Here is a 22,494-nt window from a genome sequence, read left to right as displayed (position 1 = left end):
GGCACTATTTATTTGTGGGGGTGTATTTTGTCGGGATTCCCTAGGGAAAGCTCATTCTCTCGCTCGTCCGAAAACGGAACAGAAGGGCGGAACGGGATCAGATGGGACTTTTCCTCAAAAGCCGCAAGGCTTATAATGAAAGCGGCTGTTAGATATTATCTCCGTTTTTCTGACGAAAGCGCAACAGTTCTTCCGCCTGCGGACAGAAATAAAAACTATCTTCTTTATCTGCATGTGCCTTTTTGTCTTACTCTTTGCCCCTACTGTTCATTTCACAGATTCAAGTTTCATGAGGAGACAGCAAGGCGTTATTTCAGCCTTCTGCGTGATGAAATGAGGATGACAGCAAGGCTCGGCTACAGCTTTAATTCTGTCTATTTCGGCGGAGGCACAACCTCTATTCTTCCTGATGAACTTGCGAAAACCATAGATCTGGCGAGGGAGCTTTTCGGCATAACAGAAGTCTCATGCGAGAGCGATCCTAACCATATAGATCCGGAAAGTCTGAGATACACAGAAGGGCGCATAGACCGTCTTTCTGTTGGTATACAGACTTTCAATGATAAATATCTGGAAAATATAGGCAGAAGAAAGAAGTTCGGCACAGGTGCAGAACAGTTTGAAAAGGTTAAGGCGATCCTGCAGCACTTCCCTATCGTCAACGTGGATCTGATGTATAACTTCCCCGGACAGACAGAGGGTGAACTCCTTGATGACATAAAAAAGGTTCGTGAGCTGAAACCGCAGCAGGCAACTTTTTATCCGCTTATGTATGCACCTTTTGTGGGAAAAAAACTGAAAGAGCAGATCGGAAAGTCCACCAATGAGAATGAGGCGAAGCTTTTTTCGCTTATCATGAAAAACATGAACGAACCTTACATCCAGCGCACATCTTGGGCTTTTGCATTGAAACAGAAGGAATTTATAGATGAATATGTGGTTGACCACAGTGAATACGTGGGGCTTGGTTCCGGTGCATTCAGTTTTCTGAACGGTACTCTTTACGCCAACTCATTTTCATTAAAGGAGTATGCGGACCGTGTAGCGGCTGGTATGGCATCCGTGGTTAAAAGCACAAGGTTCGGGTCTTACTCCGTCAAGCAGTACAGGATGATGGTGGAAATGTTCGGTCTGCGGGGAGAGCCGTCCTACAAACCGTTTTTTGAATACAATGCTCTAAAAGCTGTAGGCGTTATCGGGAGCAAAAACGGTCACGCAGTTATTACACCTAAGGGACGTTTTCTTCTTTCCGTAATGATGAAAGGGTTCTATAACGGTATGGATTATATAAGGGAATCCATGAGAGCAGATCTGGAAGCTTCGGATGAAAGGATCTGCCTTGGCTGTACGGAAGATGAATGACTGAAAGAATTTTTGACATAGCCGTCATAGGCGGCGGAGCCGCAGGGCTTATTGCGGCTGGTTTTGCCGCTGAAAAAGGCGCTAAAACAGTGCTTCTTGAAAGAGGTGCTTCTCTGGGGCGAAAGCTTCTGATAACCGGAGGCGGACGCTGTAATATTACCAATAATGAACCTGATATAAAACGGCTTGCAGAAGTATTCGGGCGTGAAGGACGCTTTCTCTACAGTGCTTTCAGCTCTTTTTCCCCTGCGGATACACTGAAGTTTTTTGGTGATCTGGGTGTAAAGTGCGTCACAGAGGATGCGGGCAGAGTCTTTCCGGATACTGATGACGCAAAAACGGTACTTGCAGCACTCACTGCCTTTGTCCGCTTTAACGGCGTTAAAATATGGACAGATACCGAGGTCAGACGCCTTGAGATTAAGGACAGACTCATAACCGGGATAGTCCTTGAAAACAATATAATACGTGCAAAAAGAGTGATAGTTGCAACAGGCGGTCTGAGCTACCCCGCAACAGGCTCAAAAGGTGACGGGTATAAGTGGGCGGAAAAATGCGGACACTCTCTGGTTCCCCTGCGTCCGGTGCTTACCCCTGTGAAGTTAAAAGAACGCTGGATAGCTGATCTTGAAGGCTTAAGTCTGCGTGATGTTTCCATCAGCGCATATTCAGGGAAAAAAACGGCCGAAGAGAGAGGTGATCTTCTTTTCACAAAGGACGGTATGACCGGACCCGCCGTTTACAACATAAGCAGGAGCATTTCAGGGCAGGAACATGGAATGCGCCTTCTGCTGGATATGTTTCCTGATGAATCCCGTGAGGAGCTTGACAAGCGCCTTGGGGAGCTTTTTGCTGCCAATGATAAAAAGATGATGAAGACCGTTCTGGGTTCTGTTCTGCCCCCTAAGATGCTGACAGTTGTGATGAAGCTTTCCGCTCTGGATGGTGAAATACACGGAGCGAAGGTTTCAAAAGCGCACAGAAAGGTGCTTGTGGGTATGCTGAAAGAGCTTGAAACTGTTATAGATTCTTTTCACGATTTCAATAAAGCCACAGTGACAGCAGGCGGGGTGAATCTGAAAGAGATTGATCCTAAAACCATGAGATCAAAAATAATAGATAACCTCTATTTCGCAGGGGAAATCCTGAATCTGGATGCTCCCACGGGCGGATATAATCTTCAGATGTGCTGGAGTACAGGTGCGCTTGCCGGCAAAGCTGCCGCTACAGACAGCCGTTGAGAAACACGTTGACACTAAAACGGCAGAAATCCTCAATTTCCTGCTGTGAAGGTATGGCTGTTGTGCCGAGAAGAACGCCTGAACGCATGTGGAGAAGCATCGAACCGAAGATTCCCGCAAGTTTTTCACTATCCCCGCTGGAAAGCTTATTTTCAAGATATTCCGCCAGATTATTCTGCCTTACCGACTGGGCGTTGGTGAAGAATATGCTCCCAAGCTCCTTCTCATGAACTGATTCTGCAACCACAAGGCGGTAAAGCCCGATACGTTCCGGTGTCAAGTGCTGTGTCAGGAAGAAAACGGCATATTTCTCCAGCTCGTCACGCAGATCGCCGCCTCCGAATTCATAAACCCTTTTGTTTTTTCCCATAGCCTCCAGAACGGCGGCAAAAAGATCCTTCTTGGACGGATAGTACCTGTAGACAGTCTGTTTCGTGACTCCGGCAGCTTCCGCCACACTGTCCATACTGGTGGTTCTGTACCCTTTATCAAGAAAAAGGTTACGGGCGCAATCCAGTATCAGGTGCTGTTTTTCCATGTATTTTTCAACTGATCTGCTCATTGCTTATTTTTATTCCTTGCAAATCATACTGTCAAGTATTATATAATCATACTATAGAGTATGATTTAAGAAGGTGATTGATGTCAGATAAGAAAAAAGGACTATTTTTTGTATTGACCGGTATTTTGCTTATGAGTCTTGATCCGGTTTTTATAAGGATGTCCGGAGCGTCCGGCTGGGATACAGCATTTCTGTTCGGGTTGTTTACATTCTTTTCCATGTCTGTTCTCACACAGGCTAAAGAGAAAGGAGGAATAAAAGGCGCTGTTTTCAGCGGCGGTTTGCCAATAATTATTTCAGGACTGGTTATGGGAGGAAGCGGAACAACCCTTGTTCTTGCTGTTAAACATACTCTTGTTGCAAATGCAGTGCTTATTATGAGCGTTTCACCTGTTTTTGCTGCAATTTACAGCCGTATACTTCTTAAAGAAAAAGCCTCTCCCAGAATACTTATTTCCATGGCGGCGGCTATGGGCGGTATCTTTGTGATAACAGCAGACTCATTGGGAACAGGCGGAATGTTCGGTAATGTGATGGCAATAGTGTGCGCATCGTTTTCAGCCCTGAACTATGTTATCTGGCGCAAGTATCCGCATATCAGCAGAACAATGGTTATAGCTCTCGGAGGGTTTTCAATTGCGGGAATCAGTTTTTATGCTGCTGAACCGTCAGAGCTTAACATGCGTACTTGGCTTGTTATGGCTGCGATGGGGCTTTTATCAGCTCCCGTTGGGCGAGTGTTCATGTCCACCGCAGCAAGATACATAACCGCAATGGAAATAAGCCTGTTTTCCCTGTCAAGAACATTCCTTGCACCATTGATGATATGGCTTATATATGCTGAAATGCCGGGGTTATCTACGTTTACCGGAGGAGTAATTATACTTGCTGCTCTTATCTTCCAGTCTTTTTCTTACGACGGTTCACCCTCTCCGAAGTCCTTAAAAACGCCTGCTGAATCAGGGGTATAAAGGGGATTTTCTTGTCTTCGTGTTTACAATCTTTACAGGCTTTTTAAGAACCTTAACGCCTCATTTACGAATTTACAGGTATAGTTAGACAACGCATAAACATTTGTTAATTCTTCAGGAGGTTTACATGTTTAAAAAGTGCGCTTTTATTCTCGGCGCTCTCGCAGGACTTATGCTTCTCGTATCAGCTCAGTCCGCTGAGGCTGCTCAGAAAGTCAAAAAAGTCGACCCTAAAACCTGTTATGAATGTCATGATGTGGTTCAGGGGCTTCACCAGTCCGGAAAGCACAAAGACGTTAACTGTATCAGCTGTCACGGCGGGCTTGATGCTCACCTTGCTGATTCCTCAAAACGTCCCGAGGTTTTCACTTCATGGGATGCCTGCGGAGCATGCCACAAAGAACAGCACGGAAGTTTCCTTGAGGTCAACAAACACAGACCCGCAAGAGATGAAAAGTCTCAGCTCACTAACAGAGCGCCCAACCCCTTCTGGGACAAGCTTATGGCTCCCCACGGCTTCACAAAAGAGCATGCTCTTACAAGAAGCCACGGCTACATGCTGCTTGATCAGGTTATAGTTGACCGTGCAGCGGGCGGAAGATTCCAGCCTAAAAACGGATGGATGTATGTTAACGAAAAACCCGGCAAACTTTGGGACAGCATCGTTGATACTCACCCCGAATCAAGCGATCACAAACCTTTCATGAGACAGACTGCCGCTGCGGTAAACCCCGTATGCTTCCAGTGTAAAACTCAGGACCATATCCTTGACTGGGCTTACCTTGGTGATCCTAATGTCGGCGCACCTTTCTCAAGAAAAAGCAACCCCACAGCTATGATCCAGAGCAAAAAACTTCAGCATAGCCTTAACTGCTACACATGCCATGATCCTCACGCTGCTAAACCCAGAATCGTGAGAGATGCTCTTATTCAGGCTCTTACAAGACCCGAAGCGGACACTCTGTGGCATAAAGATCCCAACAGAACCAAAATCGAAGTTATCGATATGGGTATGAGGGGCTACACAAGAAAGATCGCTCTGCTTGAAAAATATGATGCTACGCTTCAGTGCGGTCAGTGCCACGTTGAATATAACTGCAACCCCGGTACTGATCTTAAAACCGGCGGAAAAGTTACTTTTGACGACAACAGAACTAACCATTTCCCCTTCAAAGACGTGCTTCAGCTCTATGACCACTATGTAAACGAAATAGGCTTCATAGACTTTAAAAACGCTTTCAGCGGCGCACCTCTTTGGAAAGCACAGCACCCCGAAGCTGAAACACACTACAACTCTAAACACGCTAAAGCAGGCGTAAGCTGCGACGGATGCCACACTCCGAAGATTAAAGATAAGAAGACAGGCAAAACCTTTACTTCTCACTTCGCAGTGACACCCAGAGAGCATATCAAAGAATCATGCCTTTCCAGCGGATGCCACCCTAACTGGACAGAGAAAGATGCAATCTACTCTATTGACTCTGTAAAGGCTTACACTAAAGGCAAAATGAGAAAAGCTGAATTCTGGCTGTCTCAGCTTATCGACAAAATAGTTGAAGGCAAAGACAAAGGCATCAGCGAAGATATCATTAAACAGGCTCAGCAGCAGCAGCTTAAAGCCCATATCCTTTGGGAATACTGGGTAGCTGAAAACTCTGACGGTTTCCACAACCCTGAAATGGCGAGAGAATCTCTCACCAAGTCAGTTGATGAATCTCAGCTCGGAATCAAAATGATTAACGATGCCATAGCTGAAATGAAAAAAGCTCAGGCTTCAGCGAAATAATTAAAGAAAACTGACAAAACATTTAATCGGGGGCATAGTGCCCCCGATTCTTTTTTACAAAAAAAAACTGTTTCAATCGGTCTAAAGGGTTTATATATATTACCGGATTCTTTTAAAACAAAATCGCTCAGACAAAGAATCAGTAATTTATTTTATAAACGGGAATTTTAATTATGATAAAAAAAATCTTAAGAGCCATGGGTTCACTCAGGTTCGCACTCGTTATTTTCGCAGTCATCATTTTCGTATCTTCAATAGGTACATTCATCAGACAGCATGCACCTGAAGAGGAAACCACGCAGAGGCTTGCAGAGATTTTCGGAGACGCTGCACCCGCTGTCTGGTCATTTCTGGATAAAACAGGTTTTACGGACCTTTATCATACATACTGGTTTAACTTCATCCTTCTGCTTTTGGCGTTGAACCTCATTTTCTGCTCCGTTGAGAAGCTTCCTTCCACGTGGAAGAAGCTCACCGGAAAAATAAGCACCGATAAGGATGTTTTTAAGACATATTTCTTTGAGGAAAAAGAGTTTAAAGTCTCTTCCGAAGATGTTCTGAAAACTTTTGACAAGGTTTTCTCCCGTTGGAATAAGACAAAAGAGGGCGATGTTTTAGCTGCTGAAAAAGGCAGATACGGCAAATCCGGCGCTTTTATAACTCATCTCGGTCTTGTTATCCTTATTGCGGGAGGATTTATAGGCGGCATATTCGGTTATAACGGCAATATCGCTATTCTGGAAGGGAAGATGGAGAATGTTGTCACCATAGGTAAAGGAAAAGATATTACCCTCCCTTTCAACATTTATCTTGAAAATTTTGAAACTGAATTTTACGAAAATTCTCCCAAACAGAGTTCTTTCCGCTCCAAAATACACTTTATAAAAGATAATGTAACAACAGATGCTTATGTTTCAGTAAACAGCCCCGTAAAGTTTGAGGGCATAACATTTTATCAGTCAAGCTACGGAGTTTTTCCTAATAAGGATGTCATTTTTAAATTTACTGTCGATTCTCTGATTTCAGGTATCAGCTCAGAATATTCCATGATTCTCGGACAGGAGTTCGATATTCCGGAACTGAAGCTTAAAGCGAAGCTGAATGACTTTGCCCCTGCGCTCGGTCAGGACAATGACGGGAATCTTATCAACTTCAGCACCCAGCTTCTTAACCCTGCGCTGAATATTGTTTTTATAAACGAAGAAGGCGATTCCGTGAGTGAGTGGATATTTATGAAAGATCCGGCATCCGGCGATTTCAGCAATCTCCATATTACTTTTAACGATGTCTGGGGAGCGGAGTATTCCGTTCTCTCCGCCAGGATCGATCCGGGACTGCCGGTTATATACATAGGCTTTATAATCATTTCCATAGGCGTCATCGTGGCTTTCTACACTTCTCACAGAAGAGTCTGGGTAGTTGTAAAAGAAACAAACGGCACTGTTTCCGTTCGCTTTTTCTATAATAAAGATAAAGGCAGGGTGACTGCACGCAGGGAAGCCGAAAAAATGTTTAAGAACCTTTCGGCATCTATTGAAGAACGAAAGGGGGGGAAATAATGAGTTCATCACCGCTTTTTGCGGCGGCAGGTCTCGGCTATCTGCTCGCAATGGTTATTTATATAGCTTATTTTGTTACCGGAAAAGATATAGTGGGCAAGGTTGCGTCTTCTGTTGCCGTAATAAGTTTTGCGTGCCACACCGGAGCGTTTGTAATCCGTTGGTTCGCTTTTTCTCAGTTATATAATCTGGGCTTTTTTCAGTCCATCCCGATAACAAATCTCTATGAATCTCTGGTTTTCTTTGCATGGTGTCTTATACTGGGCAATATTCTTGTTGAGTATTACTATAAAACAAAGGCATTCGGGGCGCTTGCGGCTATGCTTGCAGGAATGGCGGTGGCGTTTATCGACACAACAGGAATGTCAAAAGATATTCAGCCCATTCTGCCGGCACTGAAAAGTAACTGGCTGCTTGCTCATGCTTCACTGAGCTTTATAGCTTATGCTGCATTTGCTGTTTCGTTCATAGCAGCGATCCTGCATCTTGCCATGAGCGACAGACGCAAAAGTTCCGGTGTTTATATTTTCTGGACAGGTACATTATCCCTTTTCATTTTTACAATGGGGGGAATGATGGCAGACATGCTCCTTAAAATTTCCTCCGGCAACAGGGAAGGGATGTCCAAACCGTTTTCTGATCTGTTCAGAAGGGCAGACAGTTCGGATGTGGCTATAATCATTGTGGGTTTTCTCACTGTGTGGCTTTTTTTCTGGTATTTCGGAAATATTTTATCATCTCTGGCTGAAAAACTGGGGCTGACCTCTGAGCTTCTTGAGGAACTTACATATAAGGCCGTTTCCGTTGGGTTCCCTGTGTTTACTGTAGGCGGGCTGATATTCGGTGCAATATGGGCGGATAAGGCTTGGGGACATTACTGGTCCTGGGATCCGAAAGAAACATGGTCGCTCATCACATGGCTTATCTATGCCTTTTACCTCCACGGAAGATACGTTAAAGGGTGGCAGGGGCGCAGAGTAACTGTTATTGCTGTAATCGGCTTCTTAAGCACTATTTTTACTTATGTCGGCGTAAACCTGCTCCTTTCCGGACTGCACAGTTACGGGACATTTTAATCTCATATACCGCCGGACTCACGCTCAGTGGTCCGGCTTAACCGCTCTCTGCACAGTGTGCCGAACTTATTCATCAATCCCCTTTCATTACATCATAACTAACCATATATTTATTTATACCCCTTTAACGGAGGTTGTATGAAAAAGCTTTTTCTCATTCCGGCATTACTTATTCTTATACTGACAGGTGAATCTATGAGTGCTGAAAAATACGAGACGGCAACATTTGCGGGCGGATGCTTCTGGTGCATGGAGCCTCCCTTTGAAAAGCTTGACGGCGTGAAAGATGTAATAGCCGGATATACAGGCGGAAGGGTTGAAAATCCCAGCTATGAGGATGTGAGCGCAGGCTACACAGGACATTACGAAGCAGTACAGATAACTTTTGATCCTTCTGTAATATCATACAGGGAACTGCTTGAAGTTTTCTGGAGAAATATTGACCCCATAGACAGAAGCGGTCAGTTTGCAGACAAAGGCACGCAGTATAAAACAGCAATCTTCTACCATTCAAACATGCAGAAAGATGAAGCGGAGATCTCAAAGCTCGCCCTTGCAAATTCCGGCAAATTCAAGGAGCCCATTGCAACGCTGATTCTTCCCGCCGTAAAGTTTTACAAAGCCGAGGAGTATCATCAGGATTATTATAAAAAGAACGCTGCCCACTATAACAGATATAAAGTTGGCTCCGGCAGGGCAGGTTATATCGAAAAAACATGGGGAAAAGAGCAGGCTTCACCAAAAAAGGATTGGAAAAACTTTAAAAAGCCTTCAGATGATAAGCTTAAGAGCAGTCTAAGCCCCATGCAGTATAAAGTTACACAGCATGAGGGAACCGAAAGAGCCTTCACCGGAGAAACATGGGATAACAAACGGGAAGGCATTTATGTTGATGTTGTATCCGGTGAGCCCCTTTTTTCGTCAAAAGATAAGTATGATTCCGGCACAGGATGGCCCAGCTTCACCAAGCCCATTGAGCAGGATAATATAGTCACCCGTGTTGACAAGAGCCTGTTTCAGGCAAGAACAGAAGTTCGCAGCAAATACGGTGATTCTCACCTTGGGCATGTATTTGAAGACGGTCCTGCTCCCACGGGCATGAGGTACTGCATGAACTCTGCTGCTTTACGCTTTATCCCCAAGGAAGATCTTGTTAAGGAAGGCTACGGGGAGTACCTGAAACTTTTTGAGAAGTAATCAGAGCATAAGGCGCATGGGAACCATCGGCGAGGGTGAAAAGCCGTGCCGTGCGTAAAACCTCTGCGCCTTTTCATTCACTGCATCAGTGAGCAGCGTTATCCGCATGCAGCCCTGCTTTTTTGCGTGCTGCACTGCCGCTTTCAGCAGCCAGCTTCCTGTTCCGCCGTTCCTGTTCTCTGGCGTAACCACCAAGTCCTCAAGCACTGCGACTTTGCCGCCTAGTGCCGTGCTTACGGTATAAAGCAGGTTGACCATTCCTATGGTCTGTCCGTTGTCTCTCATTATTAATACGTCGCCGGTTTCGGGCGATTCTATTATCATTTTCAGCCCTCTCTCCTGAGCCTGAGTATCAGGAGTAAATTCTTCTTCCTGCTCAAAAAGGTAAGACAAAAGACCACATAGTTCAGGTATATCGGATGTTTCTGCTCTGACAATTTCCATAACTTTTCCTGCCTCATTTCAACTGGCGAATACATTATTTGATTATATAATTAATACTATAAAGGAGGCGCATATGCCACACTTACAGTTCGAAATTAACAGGAAAATAAGCGACGACGAGAAAAAAGCTCTCGCCGAGAGGGTCAAAGAGCTTTTTTCACTTGTTATGGACACAGGCACTGACCACATCGGCATAAGCATCCGGGAGTATGACACCTACAACCTTTTCATTGGCAGGGTGAAAAATAATAAGGAGGGTGTGGCGCTTGTCAATGCGGATATAAGAGAAGGACGCACAGTGAACCAGAGGCGTAAACTTGCCCTTGGTTTTATGGATATTCTTAACAGCCTGTTTTTTATCCCCTTTGATAATATGTATGTGACATTTACGGAGCATAAGGGTGAGGATTTTCATTTGTATGAACGCTATCTCGCTTCTTGGCATGAAGGGGAAGATCCGCTTAATGAATGATTGTAATCCGATGTTTTGCGGGTTATTATCCGCTTCATGAAAGATGGAGTAAAAACTGCTCTGCTTCCCTGCGGACGTGAGGTTTCGTACCGTCACACAGTGAAGGCAGGGCTTAAAAATATATACATATCAGTAGATGCTGAAGGTGTGGTTACGGTCAAAGCACCTGCTGTGCCGGAAGAAACTATTATCTCCGTGCTTAATAAAAAGGCGGAATGGATTTTCCGCCGGATGTCGGTCAAGCGGGAAAGGTTTGACACTGTTTGTTTTAAGGATGGATTCCCCGTTCCTTTATTCGGTGAAAAATATCCGCTGGAGATAATCCGCAGTACGCTTGCAGGCTTAGGCAGGGCTGAACTCTGGCTGGCGGAGGGGCGCATAAAGGCGGAAATAAATCCTTACCTTTTTAAAGAGGAGTATTTTTTCAGGGCACTTGAGCTTTTCTGGAAAAGAAAAGCGGAGGAGATTATTACGCCTCTGCTTGAGAAACGCTCTTCCGAAATGGGGCTTATATACCGTAAAGTAACTTTCCGCAAGACAGGCAGCCGTTGGGGGAGCTGTACCACAGGCGGGAGCATATCCCTTAATTATGAGCTTGCCAAGCTTCCTCCGGAGTGTGCCGATTATGTATGCGTGCATGAGTTGGCACATCTGAGACACCCCAATCACAGTGCTGAATTCTGGGCTTATGTTGCTGAATATATCCCTGATTTCAAAAGGATACGCCATTTTATGAAGAACTGCATAATAGGCTAACAGTCAGCATCTCCGTACATTGCTATGCGGTTTCTGCCGTGGGATTTTGCTGTGAACATCGCTTCTCTTGCTTTGTGGAAAACGTCTGCGGCGCTTTCCATTCCTTCGGGGCAGACAAGGGCGATTCCTGCGCTTATAGTGATCACTGCTTCTGACTTCTGGGTCTTCCATCTGCTGTTTTCCATGTTCACCCTTATCCGCTCTGTGAGCCCTTTGGCATATTTTTCTGTTTCGTCTGCAAGGAGTAAGGCAAATTCCCCGCCTCCTGTTCTGGCTAGCAGATCCGCTGGGCTTATGAGACTTTTAAGTCTTTGGGCAGTTTCCTTAAGGATCATGTCTCCGCTTTCCTGCCCGAAGGCTCTGTTTATCTTTTCAAATCCGTCAATGTCCAGCACTATCATGAAGCTGTCATTTTTTGACGGGGTTTCCATTATTTTTTCTGCCAGTTCAAGGAATACGCCAAGCGTTATCAGCCCTGTGAGTGTGTCTTTTCCTTTGCCGTTTCCTGCGCTTTTTATTGTCTGGGAGCTGCGCTGTCCTGCTTTTTCACGCCTCATGTGCAGGAAGTAGCTTCTTCTCATATAACCATATATTGTGTAGATACAAATTCCTGACAGTTCAAGGAAAACAGCTAAAAGTGCGCTTCCTGTGTTTGTGATAAAAATCAGAGCGGTAAAAGGAAGAACAGTCAGATAAATAAGTGCTTTCAGCGGCATCTCAAGCAGAAGAAACGGCAGAATTATTCCTGCATAAAGTGTCAGCGGCATTTTGCCTGAGCTTAATGCGGATAGGGCGGAGAAAACAAAAAGCAGTAATACCGCAGTTCCGGTCAGGTAATTTAAATGGGATATTCTGCGGGGAACCCTGATGACAAAAACAACGGACAAAACAGCCATTGCCGCTCCTGCTGCTCTGACTTCGCTGAATTGGGAAAAAGCCGCAAAGTATGAGTACATGATGGCATAAACTGCAAAAAACAGACGTGTCTTCATTGCAGTTGCTTTCATTTTCTCTCTGCGGAAAAGCGCTTCGAGGCGCTTGTTTTTAAATCCGTCCGCAAGCTTTATGCGGTCAGATACGGCCTTTTGTTCCTTTGTCATAATTTATACCTAATATTTTTTTATATAATCGTAAATTATACAGATAAGCTTAGTTATATATGCGACTGAATTTTTCTTGCTGAAAACTATTTTCAGAGTTATAATTTTTGTTCTTTATAATTCAGGTGATTTGTGAGCAGTAACGTCAGGTTCGCCGAAGGCGGCGTCAGAGAGATGATTTACATAGCGTTTCCCATGCTTATTTCAAATGCATGCGAAACGGTGATGGTCTTTACCGACAGGGTTTTCCTCTCCCGTCTGGGTTCGGTACAGATGAGCGCTGCCATGAGCGGCGGCATGAGCAGCTTCATGCTTTCCGTATTTTTCATAGGGCTTATAGGCTATTCCACAGCGATGATCGCCCAGTTTTACGGTGCGGGTAAAAAGCAGATGTGCGGTGTATCCGCATTTCAGGGCATAATAATAGCCGTTTTGGCATATCCGCTTATTCTTCTCTCCCGCCCGCTGATACACTATATGTTTTCCAAAACAGGGATAGATGAGGCACAGCTTTTCTATCAGCGTCAGTATTTTGATATCCTGATATTCGGTTCTGTTCTCTTTCTCATAAGACATTCTCTCAGCTGCTTTTTTTCCGGAATAGGCAAAACCGGTGTGGTTATGTTCTCCTCCATAGGCGCAATGATAATGAATGTTGGCGCAAGCTGGGTGCTTATTTTCGGACACTTCGGCATGCCGGAAATGGGGATGCGGGGTGCTGCCGTAGGAACAATTGTCGGAACGGCTTTCGGTATATCCATCCTGATTCTTGCTTATATGAGAAAATCAAATGTTGAAGCATACGGCATAAAAGGCTCTTTCCGCTTTGATAAGGCGCTGACTATGAAACTCATGAAGTTCGGCACGCCGGCAGGAATTGAGTTTCTTCTCGGTTTTACAGCTTTTACGTTCATAGTGCTGATTTTTCACGCTCAGGGACTTGCGACAGCTACAGCGGCGACAATTATGTTTAACTGGGATCATGTTGCTTTTGTTCCTTTACTTGGAGTCGAAATAGGGGTGACAAGCCTTGTGGGGCGCTACATCGGAGCTGGCAGGCACGACATAGTGCATAAGACTGTTATCTCCGGTCTGAAGCTTGGTACTGTTTATTCTGTGGTAGTGGCGTTTTTCTTTGTGTTCTTCCCATACCAGCTTACGGAATTTTTCAGACCCGATGCCGTTGATCCCGCATTTGAGTCCGCAGTGCCACTGACGGCATACATGCTCCGCCTTGCTTCTGTTTATGTTCTCGTTACTGCGCAGATGGTTGTTTTTATGGGCGCTCTCAGAGGAGCAGGAGACACCTTCTGGGCTATGATTATTTCAGTGGGGACAAACTGGTCTATCACAGCGGCAACATATATTATTATGAACACACTGCATTTCTCCGCAAAAGCCGGCTGGACATCGGTTGTTCTGCTTTTTCTTCTGTTTCCTGTTTTGCTTTATGCACGCTACAAGAGCGGGAGATGGAAGGATATTCAGCCTGCAACCTGAATTTTCCTTTGGCACACTGTGTAAATAATGTATATATAGTTATGGATACACAGCGGGAATGCCAATGAAAAACAGGATTCTTTTTGTTGACGATGATAAGTTTATTCTTGACACCTTCCGGCGTACCTTCCGGGATATGGATATCACTCTGTGCGACTCACCTGTCAAAGCACTGGAAATGATGCGTGAGGAGGCGTTTGATGTGGTTATTTCCGATTATAAAATGCCAAAAATGGATGGTGTGGAATTCATAAGACGAGCTTCGGAAATCAACCCTGACAGTGTCCGTATTATGCTTACCGGAAATGCTGATCTGGAAATAGCCGTCAGAGCTGTAAATGAAGGTTCAGTCTTTAAATTTCTCCAGAAACCTTGTGACAGAACAGTTTTGAAAAAAATTGTGGAGCAGGGAATAGAAAAATTCAACTCTTTAAAAGAACTCAGAAACGCATCCGAAGAAAATTACTACAAAGCAACTCATGATAGCCTGACCGGACTTGCCAACAGGTTTCTCCTTCAGGAAAAAGCCAGAGATTACATAGACAACTGGAACAGATACCGCAAACGTTTTGCCCTGTTTTATATGGATCTTGATAAATTTAAGCCGATTAATGATACTTACGGGCATCATATTGGCGATCTTGTCCTGAAGGAGGTTGCATCCAGGCTTCTTAATACAGTGCGGGCAACTGATACTGTGGCGCGCCTTGGTGGTGACGAGTTTGTTATACTGGCTGAGAACGTAAAAAGTGTTGATGAAACAGATGCCATGTCAAAAAAAATTATCAAAGCAGTGACAGCCCCTATATATACAAGCAATGATCTTGTGCTTGAAGTGGGCATAAGCATCGGTATCAGCCTTTACCCTGACCATGCTGAAGATTACAAAATTCTTCTGGAAGAGGCAGATGCTTGTGTCTATAAATCAAAAGAAAAGGGTGGTTCCGCATTCACACTTGGCAAGTGCAGGTAGAATGAGTTTTTTATTTTGAGCAGCGTCCTCTCCTTTTTCTGAAGAAGGACAGAGGATTATTTCATAAACAGTGATCTTTATTTTCGTATCATTCCACTTTTTTTCATAAAATAATCTTTTGAATATCTTTGGTAATATATCGGTAAAATTTTATAACAGAGTTGAAAACGATGTCTTTTTTCAATAGAAACTTAATTTATCAGCATATCCTAGTGACTTAATATGTCTTATTTATCAATAGTAAATGGAAAATTTTTATCAAGCTAAAATAAACCGATGTTAATTTATTTTATTAATAATCTTTACCTTGGCATTACCAATATTTCTTTGTTTCTATGTTTCGTCATTAATAATATGGTTAAGTATTATTAAACTCCTACTGTTCTTGTGGGAGATTATGCAAATATTAAGAAATTCATATACAAGTGATATGATAAATATTTATGCCGTATTAGTAATAACTAACAAGATTCGTTAGTATTCAAAATATAGAAAAATGAAGGCGGTAAAGCTAATGTAAATTTTATTAGGATCAAGAGTTAAGTTCATTTTGACAAATCATTTTTTTTTGCTATACTTCGATAACGTGAGTAATATCGTATAGATATTTAGTTTATTAACAGAGTCTAAAAAATTGAAACATCGTTTGACTATGGCGTTATAGTCCTTAATCCTTCTTGAAGGAGAAAAGGGCTTTGAATAAGGGGCATAAAATTAAAGGAGGAAAGTTTATGTCAAAAAGGCTTTTATTGCTTGTAATGGTAACATTACTTAGCATGTTCGTTGCTGTCGGCTGCGGTTCAGACGGCTCCGACGGAAAAGATGGAGCAAACCCAGATGTTGGCGGTATTGTCGATGATGTCATTGACACTATTGACAATGACACATCTGCATCAAATGACTACGCAGGTGCTAATGCCTGTATTACATGCCACAATGGTAAAACATTAGAAGAGCATATCGCAAGCAAACATGTTACGCACAGTACCCATGTGAGCAGTGCTGATGTTGGTGATGGTTGTACAGCATGCCATGATCCACTTAATGAGGGTATCTGGTTTGAAGGCTATCTTGATTCAGCAGATATTCCTGCTGGCGGACTTGCTGCAGTAAGCTGTGAAGCTTGTCACGGCAAAGCAAGCAACCATATTTCCGCTCCCGGAAAATACAAACCTGAATTTTCAAAACCCGGTACTGAACAGTGTGGAACATGCCACGCTACACTTCCTGACAGCCATATTCCCCACCATCCTTATGCAGATATGATAACCGAAAGGTTTGAAAGCGGTGGGCACTCTGGCTCTGCAAGAAGCGGCAGCTGCTCGGCTTGTCACAGCAATGAAGGTTTTGTTGCCCGTAACACAGGTGTAAGAGCTATTGCTAAAAATAAAGGCGATCTTGCTGATACGTTCGTAGCTCCCGCTCTTGACGAATTCTCTCAGAAAACATGCTCAACATGCCACGATGATCACACATTTGAACTTCGTGCTACAGATACTGTAGAGACATTTGACAACGGTGGTACTGATGTTGAAAAAGTTGTATTCTCTCAGCAGTTCAACCTTTGTACTGCATGCCACATGGTTTCACTTGAATACACTGGCGTTGCATACCCCAATGCTCACGGATACGATGATTATATGATCGAATACGAACTTGCAGCAGGTTATGACGACGTTACAGCAAATGAAGACGATCTTGACTATCATGCTTCACGTTCAACAAGAACTATCGCAGACACACACTTTGCCGGTTCATTCAATGGCGTTGCTGTTGAGGGCTACAGCGTGAACCCTGGTTCTGCTACAGCTTGCTCTGACTGCCACGATGTTCACTCTGCAAATAAAGTTGTAGGTGCTGAAGAAGCCGAAGCAATAGAATTTGCTACTGGTTTCGGCAAAACTCACGGTAACTACCTTGCTCAGCCGTTTAACTACAGAGATCCTATTAATGGTTGTGAACCCTGCCACGGCGGTTCTGGTATAGTTAGTATGACTGTAGGCAGTGAGCCTGATACTACTAAACCTTTCCATGCTCTTGGCTGCGTAACATGCCACGATCCTGTGAACACTACTGAAGGTTTTGACATTACTGCCAGAAGAACATTCCCTGCAGACCATGTGTTTGAATTCCAGAGCGGTGCTACTGTAACTGCTGCTGAACTCGGCAATGCTCAGGTATGCTTCGAGTGCCATAAAGGCAGAGATGGCGTTAAGGTTGGTGCTGATACGGCTACTAGGGTTTATGATATTAACTATATCCACTATGCACCTGTATTTGCTACACTCTTCGGCGGAAAGTCTGAAATGCATGTAACCTATGGTACTAATACATATGCTGAACAGTTCGAACACCTTACAATAAGTGCAGATTTCGGCGGTAAACTTGATTGTACAAGCTGCCACGAAGTTCACACTGCTGAAGCTATCATAACGAAAACAGGAACAACTTGCGTAAGCTGCCACGGTTCAGGCGGACTCTATGATACTGATGTACTTGAAGCAAGAGTTCAGACTTATGGTGATAGACTGTTTGACACAATACTTACGGAAGTTCAAACTAACCATGCAGCAATACTTGCAGCAGTCGATCCTGCAGATCTTGATGCAGATACACCTGAAAACAGGCTTAAGTTTATCCTTACAGCTCGTGCAGCAGACTCTGAAATAGGCACAAACCAGCTTGCTAAAGCAGGCTCGGTATGGAAAAACTTTATGTATGAAGAACCCGCAGCTTGGGCTCACAACAGTAAGTTTGCCAGACAGCTTATGTATGATGCAATTGATGATCTTGGCGGAGACCTCACAGGCCTCACTCGCCCTAACTAAGACTGCATCATAAGTACAAAACCAAATTAAATTAAAGCGGAGCTTCGGCTCCGCTTTTTTTGTCCCGTGGATGGGACAACACCGTGTGCAGCGAAGGCGAATATTATTCGGCGTGAGCGTGTACATCAAACTGACTGGATGTACAGTTTGATGTTATCAAGTGAGAGCTTCGGCTCCGCTTTTTTTGTCCCATGGATGGGACAACACCGTGTGCAGCGAAGGCGAATACCATTCGTTTAGTATGCAGAAAGAGATTAGCTGGGAAAGAGACTGGTTGCGGGCAGATTAGACAGGCTAGACGTTGTTGTGCGCTCTGTTATAAGCCTTGATGTAAGAAGCAAGCCGCTTGTCAAAATCATTTATATGCGCCACGTACCACACCTGACACAATCTTGCCAATTTATCATGCAGTTCATCCGATGCGCCGTTGTCTATAAGTTCTTTATATATTTCCACAAGTCTTTCGGTAAGCTCACGGTGTGATCTTCTGTGTTCCTTTTGCCGTGTGTACTCAATTTCAGTCATTATATCGTCTTCGGTTTTGAAATGAGTTTTGACGTATTCAACAAGATAGTTGAGCGTATCAATTAATTCCTGATGAGTCGAATTACATTCAGTGCATTCAAAGTATCTGTTCATTCTGCTGAACAGTTCTTTATGCTGGGAATCAAGGAGTTCATTGTTAGTCTGTATGTAGCTTGTCCATTCAATACGCATGTCATAACCTCTAAGATAACATATGGTTATAAGAGGTTAAAATCAATTATATTCATTCTTGACGTATCTGATATTTTTCTTTTTTTTGTCTGATGAGGTATTAAACATGAAATTAATCGGGTTGACAGGAATACCGTTAATCAGAACCTCATAATGTACATGCGGACCGGTGCTGTGTCCGGTTGAACCTACAAGTGCAATTCTTTCTCCACGCTGCACAACCTGACCTTCATCAACAGTCAGTCTGCTGTTATGTCCATATCTTGTGACAAATCCGTAACCGTGGTCGATGGTAACAAGGTAGCCGTAGCCGTATTTATAACCGGAGAAAATCACAATCCCTTTTGCGGTTGCACGCACAGGAGAGCCGAATGGAGATGCAATATCTATTCCTTCGTGAAATACAAGCCTTCCTGTAAACGGAGAAAAACGGTAATCAAATTTGCTTGAGATCCAGCCTTCAGTAGGTGAGCCCGACGGTGTTGACTGTAAAAGAAACTCCTGTTCTTCTATCAGGTTAGCCAGCCCGTTTATGCTTGATATACGAGTATCAAGCTCTTTTCGCAGAAAGTCTGTCATATGATTCAGTGCATTATTCTGATAAATATCATCCGCAATTTCATATGGCTGAGAGCTTTCGATCCCCCCCTCTGGCTGAGGGTCAGAAACCTGCAGCCCAGCGAGAGAAGCAGTGCCAAGTAGTCTTCCCTGCGTGGAGTCAAGAGCTGATGATTTTTGCTGAAGTTCAGCAATCACTGGTTCATACTTTTTTATCTGTTTCGTCAGTCGGTCGTTTTCTTTTTTCCACTGGAGAAAGTGTGACCTGTCCACGGTGAAGTCAAATAAAACTGTAAAAACGGCTGCCGAAGCTGCAACAAAAATAACTGCTCCAATAATACAGACTTTTAACATACGTCCGGTAAATGAAAAACTCTTTACCGGTTCATTGCTGTCAGGGCTCAAAATAATAACGGTTTTCTTATTTCCCACAAAATCACCTTCCGGTGTAATCACTTATTAAATAATCGTCACATTTGCAGAAAATATTAGAATTCCTGAAAGATACAAGCTATTATTTATACTTAAATAAAAAAAACGGGGTTTTTATGCGGCATAAACTCATTTTTCTGCTGGCTGCTGTACTCATATTCGGTTGCAGCACCCGGAAAGAGGCTGACAAAACAGAAGAGGTTAATATGAAAAACACAAAAGTAGTATTCAGTACAAATCTTGGAGATTTTGAGGTTGAGCTTTTTGACAAGGAAGCGCCTGAAACGGTAAAAAACTTTCTTTCCTATGTTGAATCAGGGTTTTACGAAGGTACTGTTTTCCACAGAGTTATTCCCGGATTCATGGCTCAGGGCGGAGGATATACCGAAGACCTTGAGGATAAGGACGGAGGCGAACCTATCAGAAATGAGGCATCAAATGGTTTAAAAAATGAGCGTGGAACAATCGCAATGGCAAGAACAAATAATCCTCATTCGGCCACGTCACAGTTTTTTATAAACTATGTTGACAACTATTTCCTTGACTATGTATCTGAAACTCCTCAGGGCTGGGGTTATGCAGTATTCGGCAAGGTGACAAAAGGTATGGAAGTCGTGGACGAAATGGCTAAAATACCCACCGGAAGCAGCGGATATTTCGGTAGCGATGTCCCGCAGAAGCCAATTGTTATAAAATCAGTAAAAATTATAAAAAAGTAACGGCACATGCTCTTTTCCGTTTTTGACGGAGAAGAGCATTTTTATTTAAATTTGTTAATATTTTAAGCCCTTATTAAGTTGTAATTTTTATCATGTGATGAGCATTCTCTAGATATTTCTATGGACAAATAGCGGATCATAATATAAAAAATAATATTGAACAGCTTATCAGGTAGTATTTTTTTTCTTTTAGAAATATCGAAATTAAGCTAAAAGTTATTTGTTCTCAGTATTTTACAAGAACAGGCTGTTGCAGGCTTTTAAAAAAGTATTGTGAAGAACTAAAGAATTATTATTTTTAGTTGAAATATATTTGTAATTGAAGACATAATTAGTTTGAATATAAAAGCCAGTTACAGCTGACTGAAAGGTAGAGGAGCAGTAATATGAATTTTGAAGAATCACTCAGGTCGAAAAACCTCAAGGTTACACCTCAGAGGATGCTTCTGCTCAGTGAGATCAGAGGTAAAGGGCATGTATGCATTGACGAGCTCCATAAGCTTGTGAAGGCTGTTTCCCCTTCCGTTTCTCTGGCAACTATATATAAAAATGTTAATCTTCTTGTTGAGGAAGGTCTCCTTAAAGAGATACCTATTGAAGGTGCGAAGCCTGTTTATGAAATCAATATTGGCGACCACGTTCATTATGTATGCTCAAAATGCGGTTACGTGGAAGATCTTGAAACTGATCCTTATGAACTTAAAAAGTTTTTCTATGAAAAATACGGAAAATATGTGGACTCTGTCGGTGTTATGATCAAAGGCACATGCAGAAACTGCTCCGGAATGAACTCTTAAAATAAAGAAGGGAACCTTTCGGTTCCCTGTCTTTTCGGGAGGTTGTTTTCTGCTTCTCGTATTGATATGAAAACCTGCCCGAAGAATAGTTCATAAAATTTCCGTTATTGTAATTATAATTACTTTCTCTGTATTGGTCTCTGCGGAGCATTTTTGCACCGCCGCAGTTCTTTCAGTTCCCGTTGAAAAGATATTTTTCCAATACGCTGAATATGTCAGTGGTTATCTGATCAGGGGTAAGAGTTTCTTTTATAGCCTTAAGAGGCTGTCCTGTAAGAATATTTCTGTTGTTCAGATCAACGGGGAAGGGTTCAACCTCCTGACCGTTTTCATCAATAATCACAAGTATTTTTGGCTTCGTTGAGCTTCCTCTTGAAACCTCATAGACTATGCCGACTTCGTTTGTCTCAAGCCGGAGGATTGTGCCGACCGGATATACGCCAAGCAGGCTTACAAAAAATTTAACCAGAGTTTCATTGAAGTGCTTGCCTGACCATCCGAATATCATTTTGATTGCCTGAACGGGCGAACGTCCTTTGCTGTAGGGACGGTCTGAAGTGATTGTATCGTAAGTATCTGCTATAGAAATAATTTTGGCATTCTTTGTTATTTGTCTTTCAAGAAGACCTTCGGGGTATCCTGTACCGTTGGCTTTTTCATGGTGCTGCAATACCGCCTGAAGGACTGTTTCGTTAAGTCCGCCGCATTGTTTTAGCATTTCAAAGCCCTTTTCAGAATGGCTCATCAGGGTTTTGAATTCGGAATCGGAAAGGGATGAGGACTCCCTGTAAACATATTCAGGCATGGTAAGCATGCCGACATCATGCAGGAGACCGGCGAGACCAAGGTTCTCAAGCTCATATGTGGGCAAACCGAGTCTTCTGCCTAAAGCTATTGAAAGAATACTTACATTGATTGCATGGTTTACTTCGCATTCGAGTGTTTCTTTTACCAGAAGCATATTCATAAATACTTCATTTTTATACAGGCATGTGCTGACAAATTCGTCCGCAACTGATTTTGCTGTATCAAGATCCGGTTTATCACCGGCTATGATTCTGTCAAAGATGGATTTAACATTATTGCGGGCACGTTGGCGGATCTTCCGTGCGAACATGAGGTTATTTCCCGGAGAAAAAACTCCCGGACGCATATTCTCATCATCAGTCGTTTCGTCTTCAGGTTTTCTGCATGGTGGGCGCAGAGAATCTTTTTTCGCCAATCCGAAGTTTTCAAATGGAAACAGGGTCTGTTTCGTTTCTTCATCTGCAAGATAAACATGAACGACACCCTGTTCTCTCAGATTATCAATGAAATCTAAATTTGTGATCACTTGCCCGTAGTGGGGAAAGTGTACACCCTGTTTGTCCAGTCTGGAGATTATCATTCCTTTCTGAATTTCGGATAAAGGAATTTTTTTCACTTAGTCACCCGTATGAGAGCC

20 protein-coding genes are annotated in these 22,494 nt (G+C 43.3%); 14 read left to right on the top strand and 6 right to left on the bottom strand.

Annotated features, from left to right (window positions below):
• Positions 1-27 precede the first annotated feature (27 nt).
• Both ACYRYY_RS05785 and ACYRYY_RS05780 read left to right on the top strand, forming a co-directional pair.
• The gene (locus ACYRYY_RS05785) at positions 28-1,362 is read left to right on the top strand and encodes a coproporphyrinogen III oxidase family protein (RefSeq protein WP_460214641.1); all 1,335 of its coding nucleotides are present in this window, start codon (positions 28-30) and stop codon (positions 1,360-1,362) included.
• Entirely contained in the window at positions 1,359-2,603 is a 1,245-nt protein-coding gene (locus tag ACYRYY_RS05780; RefSeq protein WP_460214640.1) for a BaiN/RdsA family NAD(P)/FAD-dependent oxidoreductase, read from the top strand. The genes ACYRYY_RS05785 and ACYRYY_RS05780 overlap by 4 nt, the downstream gene beginning before the upstream one ends.
• Here the strand turns inward: ACYRYY_RS05780 and ACYRYY_RS05775 are convergent.
• On the bottom strand, positions 2,587-3,165 hold the full coding sequence (locus ACYRYY_RS05775; protein ID WP_460214638.1) for a TetR/AcrR family transcriptional regulator: 579 nt from the start codon (positions 3,163-3,165) through the stop codon (positions 2,587-2,589). The two genes, ACYRYY_RS05780 and ACYRYY_RS05775, sit on opposite strands and share 17 nt — an antisense overlap.
• An 80-nt stretch (positions 3,166-3,245) precedes the next feature.
• Between ACYRYY_RS05775 and ACYRYY_RS05770 the strand changes: the two genes are divergently transcribed.
• From ACYRYY_RS05770 to msrA, 5 genes are all read left to right on the top strand, one after another.
• Positions 3,246-4,136 (top strand): DMT family transporter, encoded by an 891-nt coding sequence (locus tag ACYRYY_RS05770; protein WP_460214636.1) that lies wholly within the window; start codon positions 3,246-3,248, stop codon positions 4,134-4,136.
• A gap of 127 nt (positions 4,137-4,263) precedes the next feature.
• Positions 4,264-5,922, top strand: coding sequence for an ammonia-forming cytochrome c nitrite reductase subunit c552 (locus ACYRYY_RS05765; protein WP_460214635.1), 1,659 nt, complete (start codon positions 4,264-4,266; stop codon positions 5,920-5,922).
• Positions 5,923-6,095: 173 nt separating this feature from the next.
• Complete coding sequence (locus ACYRYY_RS05760; RefSeq protein WP_460214634.1) at positions 6,096-7,481, top strand: cytochrome c biogenesis protein ResB; 1,386 nt, start codon at positions 6,096-6,098, stop codon at positions 7,479-7,481.
• A complete protein-coding gene (gene ccsB / locus ACYRYY_RS05755) occupies positions 7,481-8,557 on the top strand; it encodes a c-type cytochrome biogenesis protein CcsB (RefSeq protein WP_460214632.1) in 1,077 nt (358 codons plus the stop codon). The genes ACYRYY_RS05760 and ccsB overlap by 1 nt, the downstream gene beginning before the upstream one ends.
• Positions 8,558-8,695: 138 nt before the next feature.
• Entirely contained in the window at positions 8,696-9,754 is a 1,059-nt protein-coding gene (msrA, locus tag ACYRYY_RS05750; protein ID WP_460214630.1) for a peptide-methionine (S)-S-oxide reductase MsrA, read from the top strand.
• Here msrA and ACYRYY_RS05745 read toward each other — a convergent pair whose 3' ends face one another.
• A complete protein-coding gene (locus ACYRYY_RS05745) occupies positions 9,755-10,198 on the bottom strand; it encodes a GNAT family N-acetyltransferase (protein WP_460214628.1) in 444 nt (147 codons plus the stop codon). It lies immediately after the preceding gene.
• 73 nt (positions 10,199-10,271) lie between these two features.
• Here ACYRYY_RS05745 and ACYRYY_RS05740 point away from each other — a divergent pair, with 73 nt between their 5' ends.
• Together ACYRYY_RS05740 and ACYRYY_RS05735 are read left to right on the top strand one after the other, a co-directional pair.
• On the top strand, positions 10,272-10,670 hold the full coding sequence (locus tag ACYRYY_RS05740) for a tautomerase family protein (RefSeq protein WP_460214627.1): 399 nt from the start codon (positions 10,272-10,274) through the stop codon (positions 10,668-10,670).
• 36 nt (positions 10,671-10,706) lie between these two features.
• Positions 10,707-11,426 (top strand): M48 family metallopeptidase, encoded by a 720-nt coding sequence (locus tag ACYRYY_RS05735; RefSeq protein WP_460214625.1) that lies wholly within the window; start codon positions 10,707-10,709, stop codon positions 11,424-11,426.
• Here ACYRYY_RS05735 and ACYRYY_RS05730 read toward each other — a convergent pair.
• Entirely contained in the window at positions 11,423-12,526 is a 1,104-nt protein-coding gene (locus tag ACYRYY_RS05730) for a GGDEF domain-containing protein (RefSeq protein WP_460214623.1), read from the bottom strand. The genes ACYRYY_RS05735 and ACYRYY_RS05730 overlap by 4 nt on opposite strands.
• A gap of 132 nt (positions 12,527-12,658) precedes the next feature.
• Between ACYRYY_RS05730 and ACYRYY_RS05725 the strand changes: the two genes are divergently transcribed.
• The 3 genes from ACYRYY_RS05725 (at position 12,659) to ACYRYY_RS05715 (ending at position 17,827) form a co-directional block, all read left to right on the top strand.
• Positions 12,659-14,026 (top strand): MATE family efflux transporter, encoded by a 1,368-nt coding sequence (locus ACYRYY_RS05725; RefSeq protein WP_460214622.1) that lies wholly within the window; start codon positions 12,659-12,661, stop codon positions 14,024-14,026.
• Between the two features lie 64 nt (positions 14,027-14,090).
• The gene (locus tag ACYRYY_RS05720) at positions 14,091-14,999 is read left to right on the top strand and encodes a response regulator (protein ID WP_460214621.1); all 909 of its coding nucleotides are present in this window, start codon (positions 14,091-14,093) and stop codon (positions 14,997-14,999) included.
• Between the two features lie 731 nt (positions 15,000-15,730).
• Positions 15,731-17,827, top strand: coding sequence for a hypothetical protein (locus ACYRYY_RS05715; RefSeq protein ID WP_460214619.1), 2,097 nt, complete (start codon positions 15,731-15,733; stop codon positions 17,825-17,827).
• A gap of 294 nt (positions 17,828-18,121) precedes the next feature.
• Here ACYRYY_RS05715 and ACYRYY_RS05710 read toward each other — a convergent pair whose 3' ends face one another.
• Entirely contained in the window at positions 18,122-18,544 is a 423-nt protein-coding gene (locus ACYRYY_RS05710) for a bacteriohemerythrin (protein WP_460214618.1), read from the bottom strand.
• 42 nt (positions 18,545-18,586) lie between these two features.
• On the bottom strand, positions 18,587-19,534 hold the full coding sequence (locus ACYRYY_RS05705; protein ID WP_460214616.1) for a M23 family metallopeptidase: 948 nt from the start codon (positions 19,532-19,534) through the stop codon (positions 18,587-18,589).
• A 206-nt stretch (positions 19,535-19,740) separates the two neighbouring features.
• On the opposite strand from ACYRYY_RS05705, the gene ACYRYY_RS05700 reads away from it, so the two are divergent.
• A complete protein-coding gene (locus tag ACYRYY_RS05700) occupies positions 19,741-20,253 on the top strand; it encodes a peptidylprolyl isomerase (protein ID WP_460216460.1) in 513 nt (170 codons plus the stop codon).
• 386 nt (positions 20,254-20,639) lie between these two features.
• Positions 20,640-21,050, top strand: a complete 411-nt coding sequence (locus ACYRYY_RS05695; protein WP_460214615.1) for a Fur family transcriptional regulator — start codon at positions 20,640-20,642, stop codon at positions 21,048-21,050.
• Between the two features lie 172 nt (positions 21,051-21,222).
• On the opposite strand, the gene ACYRYY_RS05690 is transcribed toward ACYRYY_RS05695, so the two are convergent.
• Positions 21,223-22,473, bottom strand: coding sequence for an HD-GYP domain-containing protein (locus ACYRYY_RS05690; protein WP_460214613.1), 1,251 nt, complete (start codon positions 22,471-22,473; stop codon positions 21,223-21,225).
• Between the last annotated feature and the right edge of the window lie 21 nt (positions 22,474-22,494).

The sequence above is a fragment of the Geovibrio sp. ADMFC3 genome, from assembly GCF_054687035.1.
Note: the sequence above shows the minus strand (reverse complement) of the source record. Positions and strands in the feature narration are given on the sequence as shown.

Bases quoted from the DNA above. Each gene is read 5' to 3' on its own strand.
- ACYRYY_RS05780 (WP_460214640.1), top strand. From the start codon at position 1,359: ATGACTGAAAGAATTTTTGACATAGCCGTCATAGGCGGCGGAGCCGCA.
- ACYRYY_RS05775 (WP_460214638.1), bottom strand. From the start codon at position 3,165: ATGAGCAGATCAGTTGAAAAATACATGGAAAAACAGCACCTGATACTG.
- ACYRYY_RS05770 (WP_460214636.1), top strand. From the start codon at position 3,246: ATGTCAGATAAGAAAAAAGGACTATTTTTTGTATTGACCGGTATTTTG.
- ACYRYY_RS05765 (WP_460214635.1), top strand. From the start codon at position 4,264: ATGTTTAAAAAGTGCGCTTTTATTCTCGGCGCTCTCGCAGGACTTATG.
- ACYRYY_RS05760 (WP_460214634.1), top strand. From the start codon at position 6,096: ATGATAAAAAAAATCTTAAGAGCCATGGGTTCACTCAGGTTCGCACTC.
- ccsB (WP_460214632.1), top strand. From the start codon at position 7,481: ATGAGTTCATCACCGCTTTTTGCGGCGGCAGGTCTCGGCTATCTGCTC.
- msrA (WP_460214630.1), top strand. From the start codon at position 8,696: ATGAAAAAGCTTTTTCTCATTCCGGCATTACTTATTCTTATACTGACA.
- ACYRYY_RS05745 (WP_460214628.1), bottom strand. From the start codon at position 10,198: ATGGAAATTGTCAGAGCAGAAACATCCGATATACCTGAACTATGTGGT.
- ACYRYY_RS05740 (WP_460214627.1), top strand. From the start codon at position 10,272: ATGCCACACTTACAGTTCGAAATTAACAGGAAAATAAGCGACGACGAG.
- ACYRYY_RS05735 (WP_460214625.1), top strand. From the start codon at position 10,707: ATGAAAGATGGAGTAAAAACTGCTCTGCTTCCCTGCGGACGTGAGGTT.
- ACYRYY_RS05730 (WP_460214623.1), bottom strand. From the start codon at position 12,526: ATGACAAAGGAACAAAAGGCCGTATCTGACCGCATAAAGCTTGCGGAC.
- ACYRYY_RS05720 (WP_460214621.1), top strand. From the start codon at position 14,091: ATGAAAAACAGGATTCTTTTTGTTGACGATGATAAGTTTATTCTTGAC.
- ACYRYY_RS05715 (WP_460214619.1), top strand. From the start codon at position 15,731: ATGTCAAAAAGGCTTTTATTGCTTGTAATGGTAACATTACTTAGCATG.
- ACYRYY_RS05710 (WP_460214618.1), bottom strand. From the start codon at position 18,544: ATGCGTATTGAATGGACAAGCTACATACAGACTAACAATGAACTCCTT.
- ACYRYY_RS05700 (WP_460216460.1), top strand. From the start codon at position 19,741: ATGAAAAACACAAAAGTAGTATTCAGTACAAATCTTGGAGATTTTGAG.
- ACYRYY_RS05695 (WP_460214615.1), top strand. From the start codon at position 20,640: ATGAATTTTGAAGAATCACTCAGGTCGAAAAACCTCAAGGTTACACCT.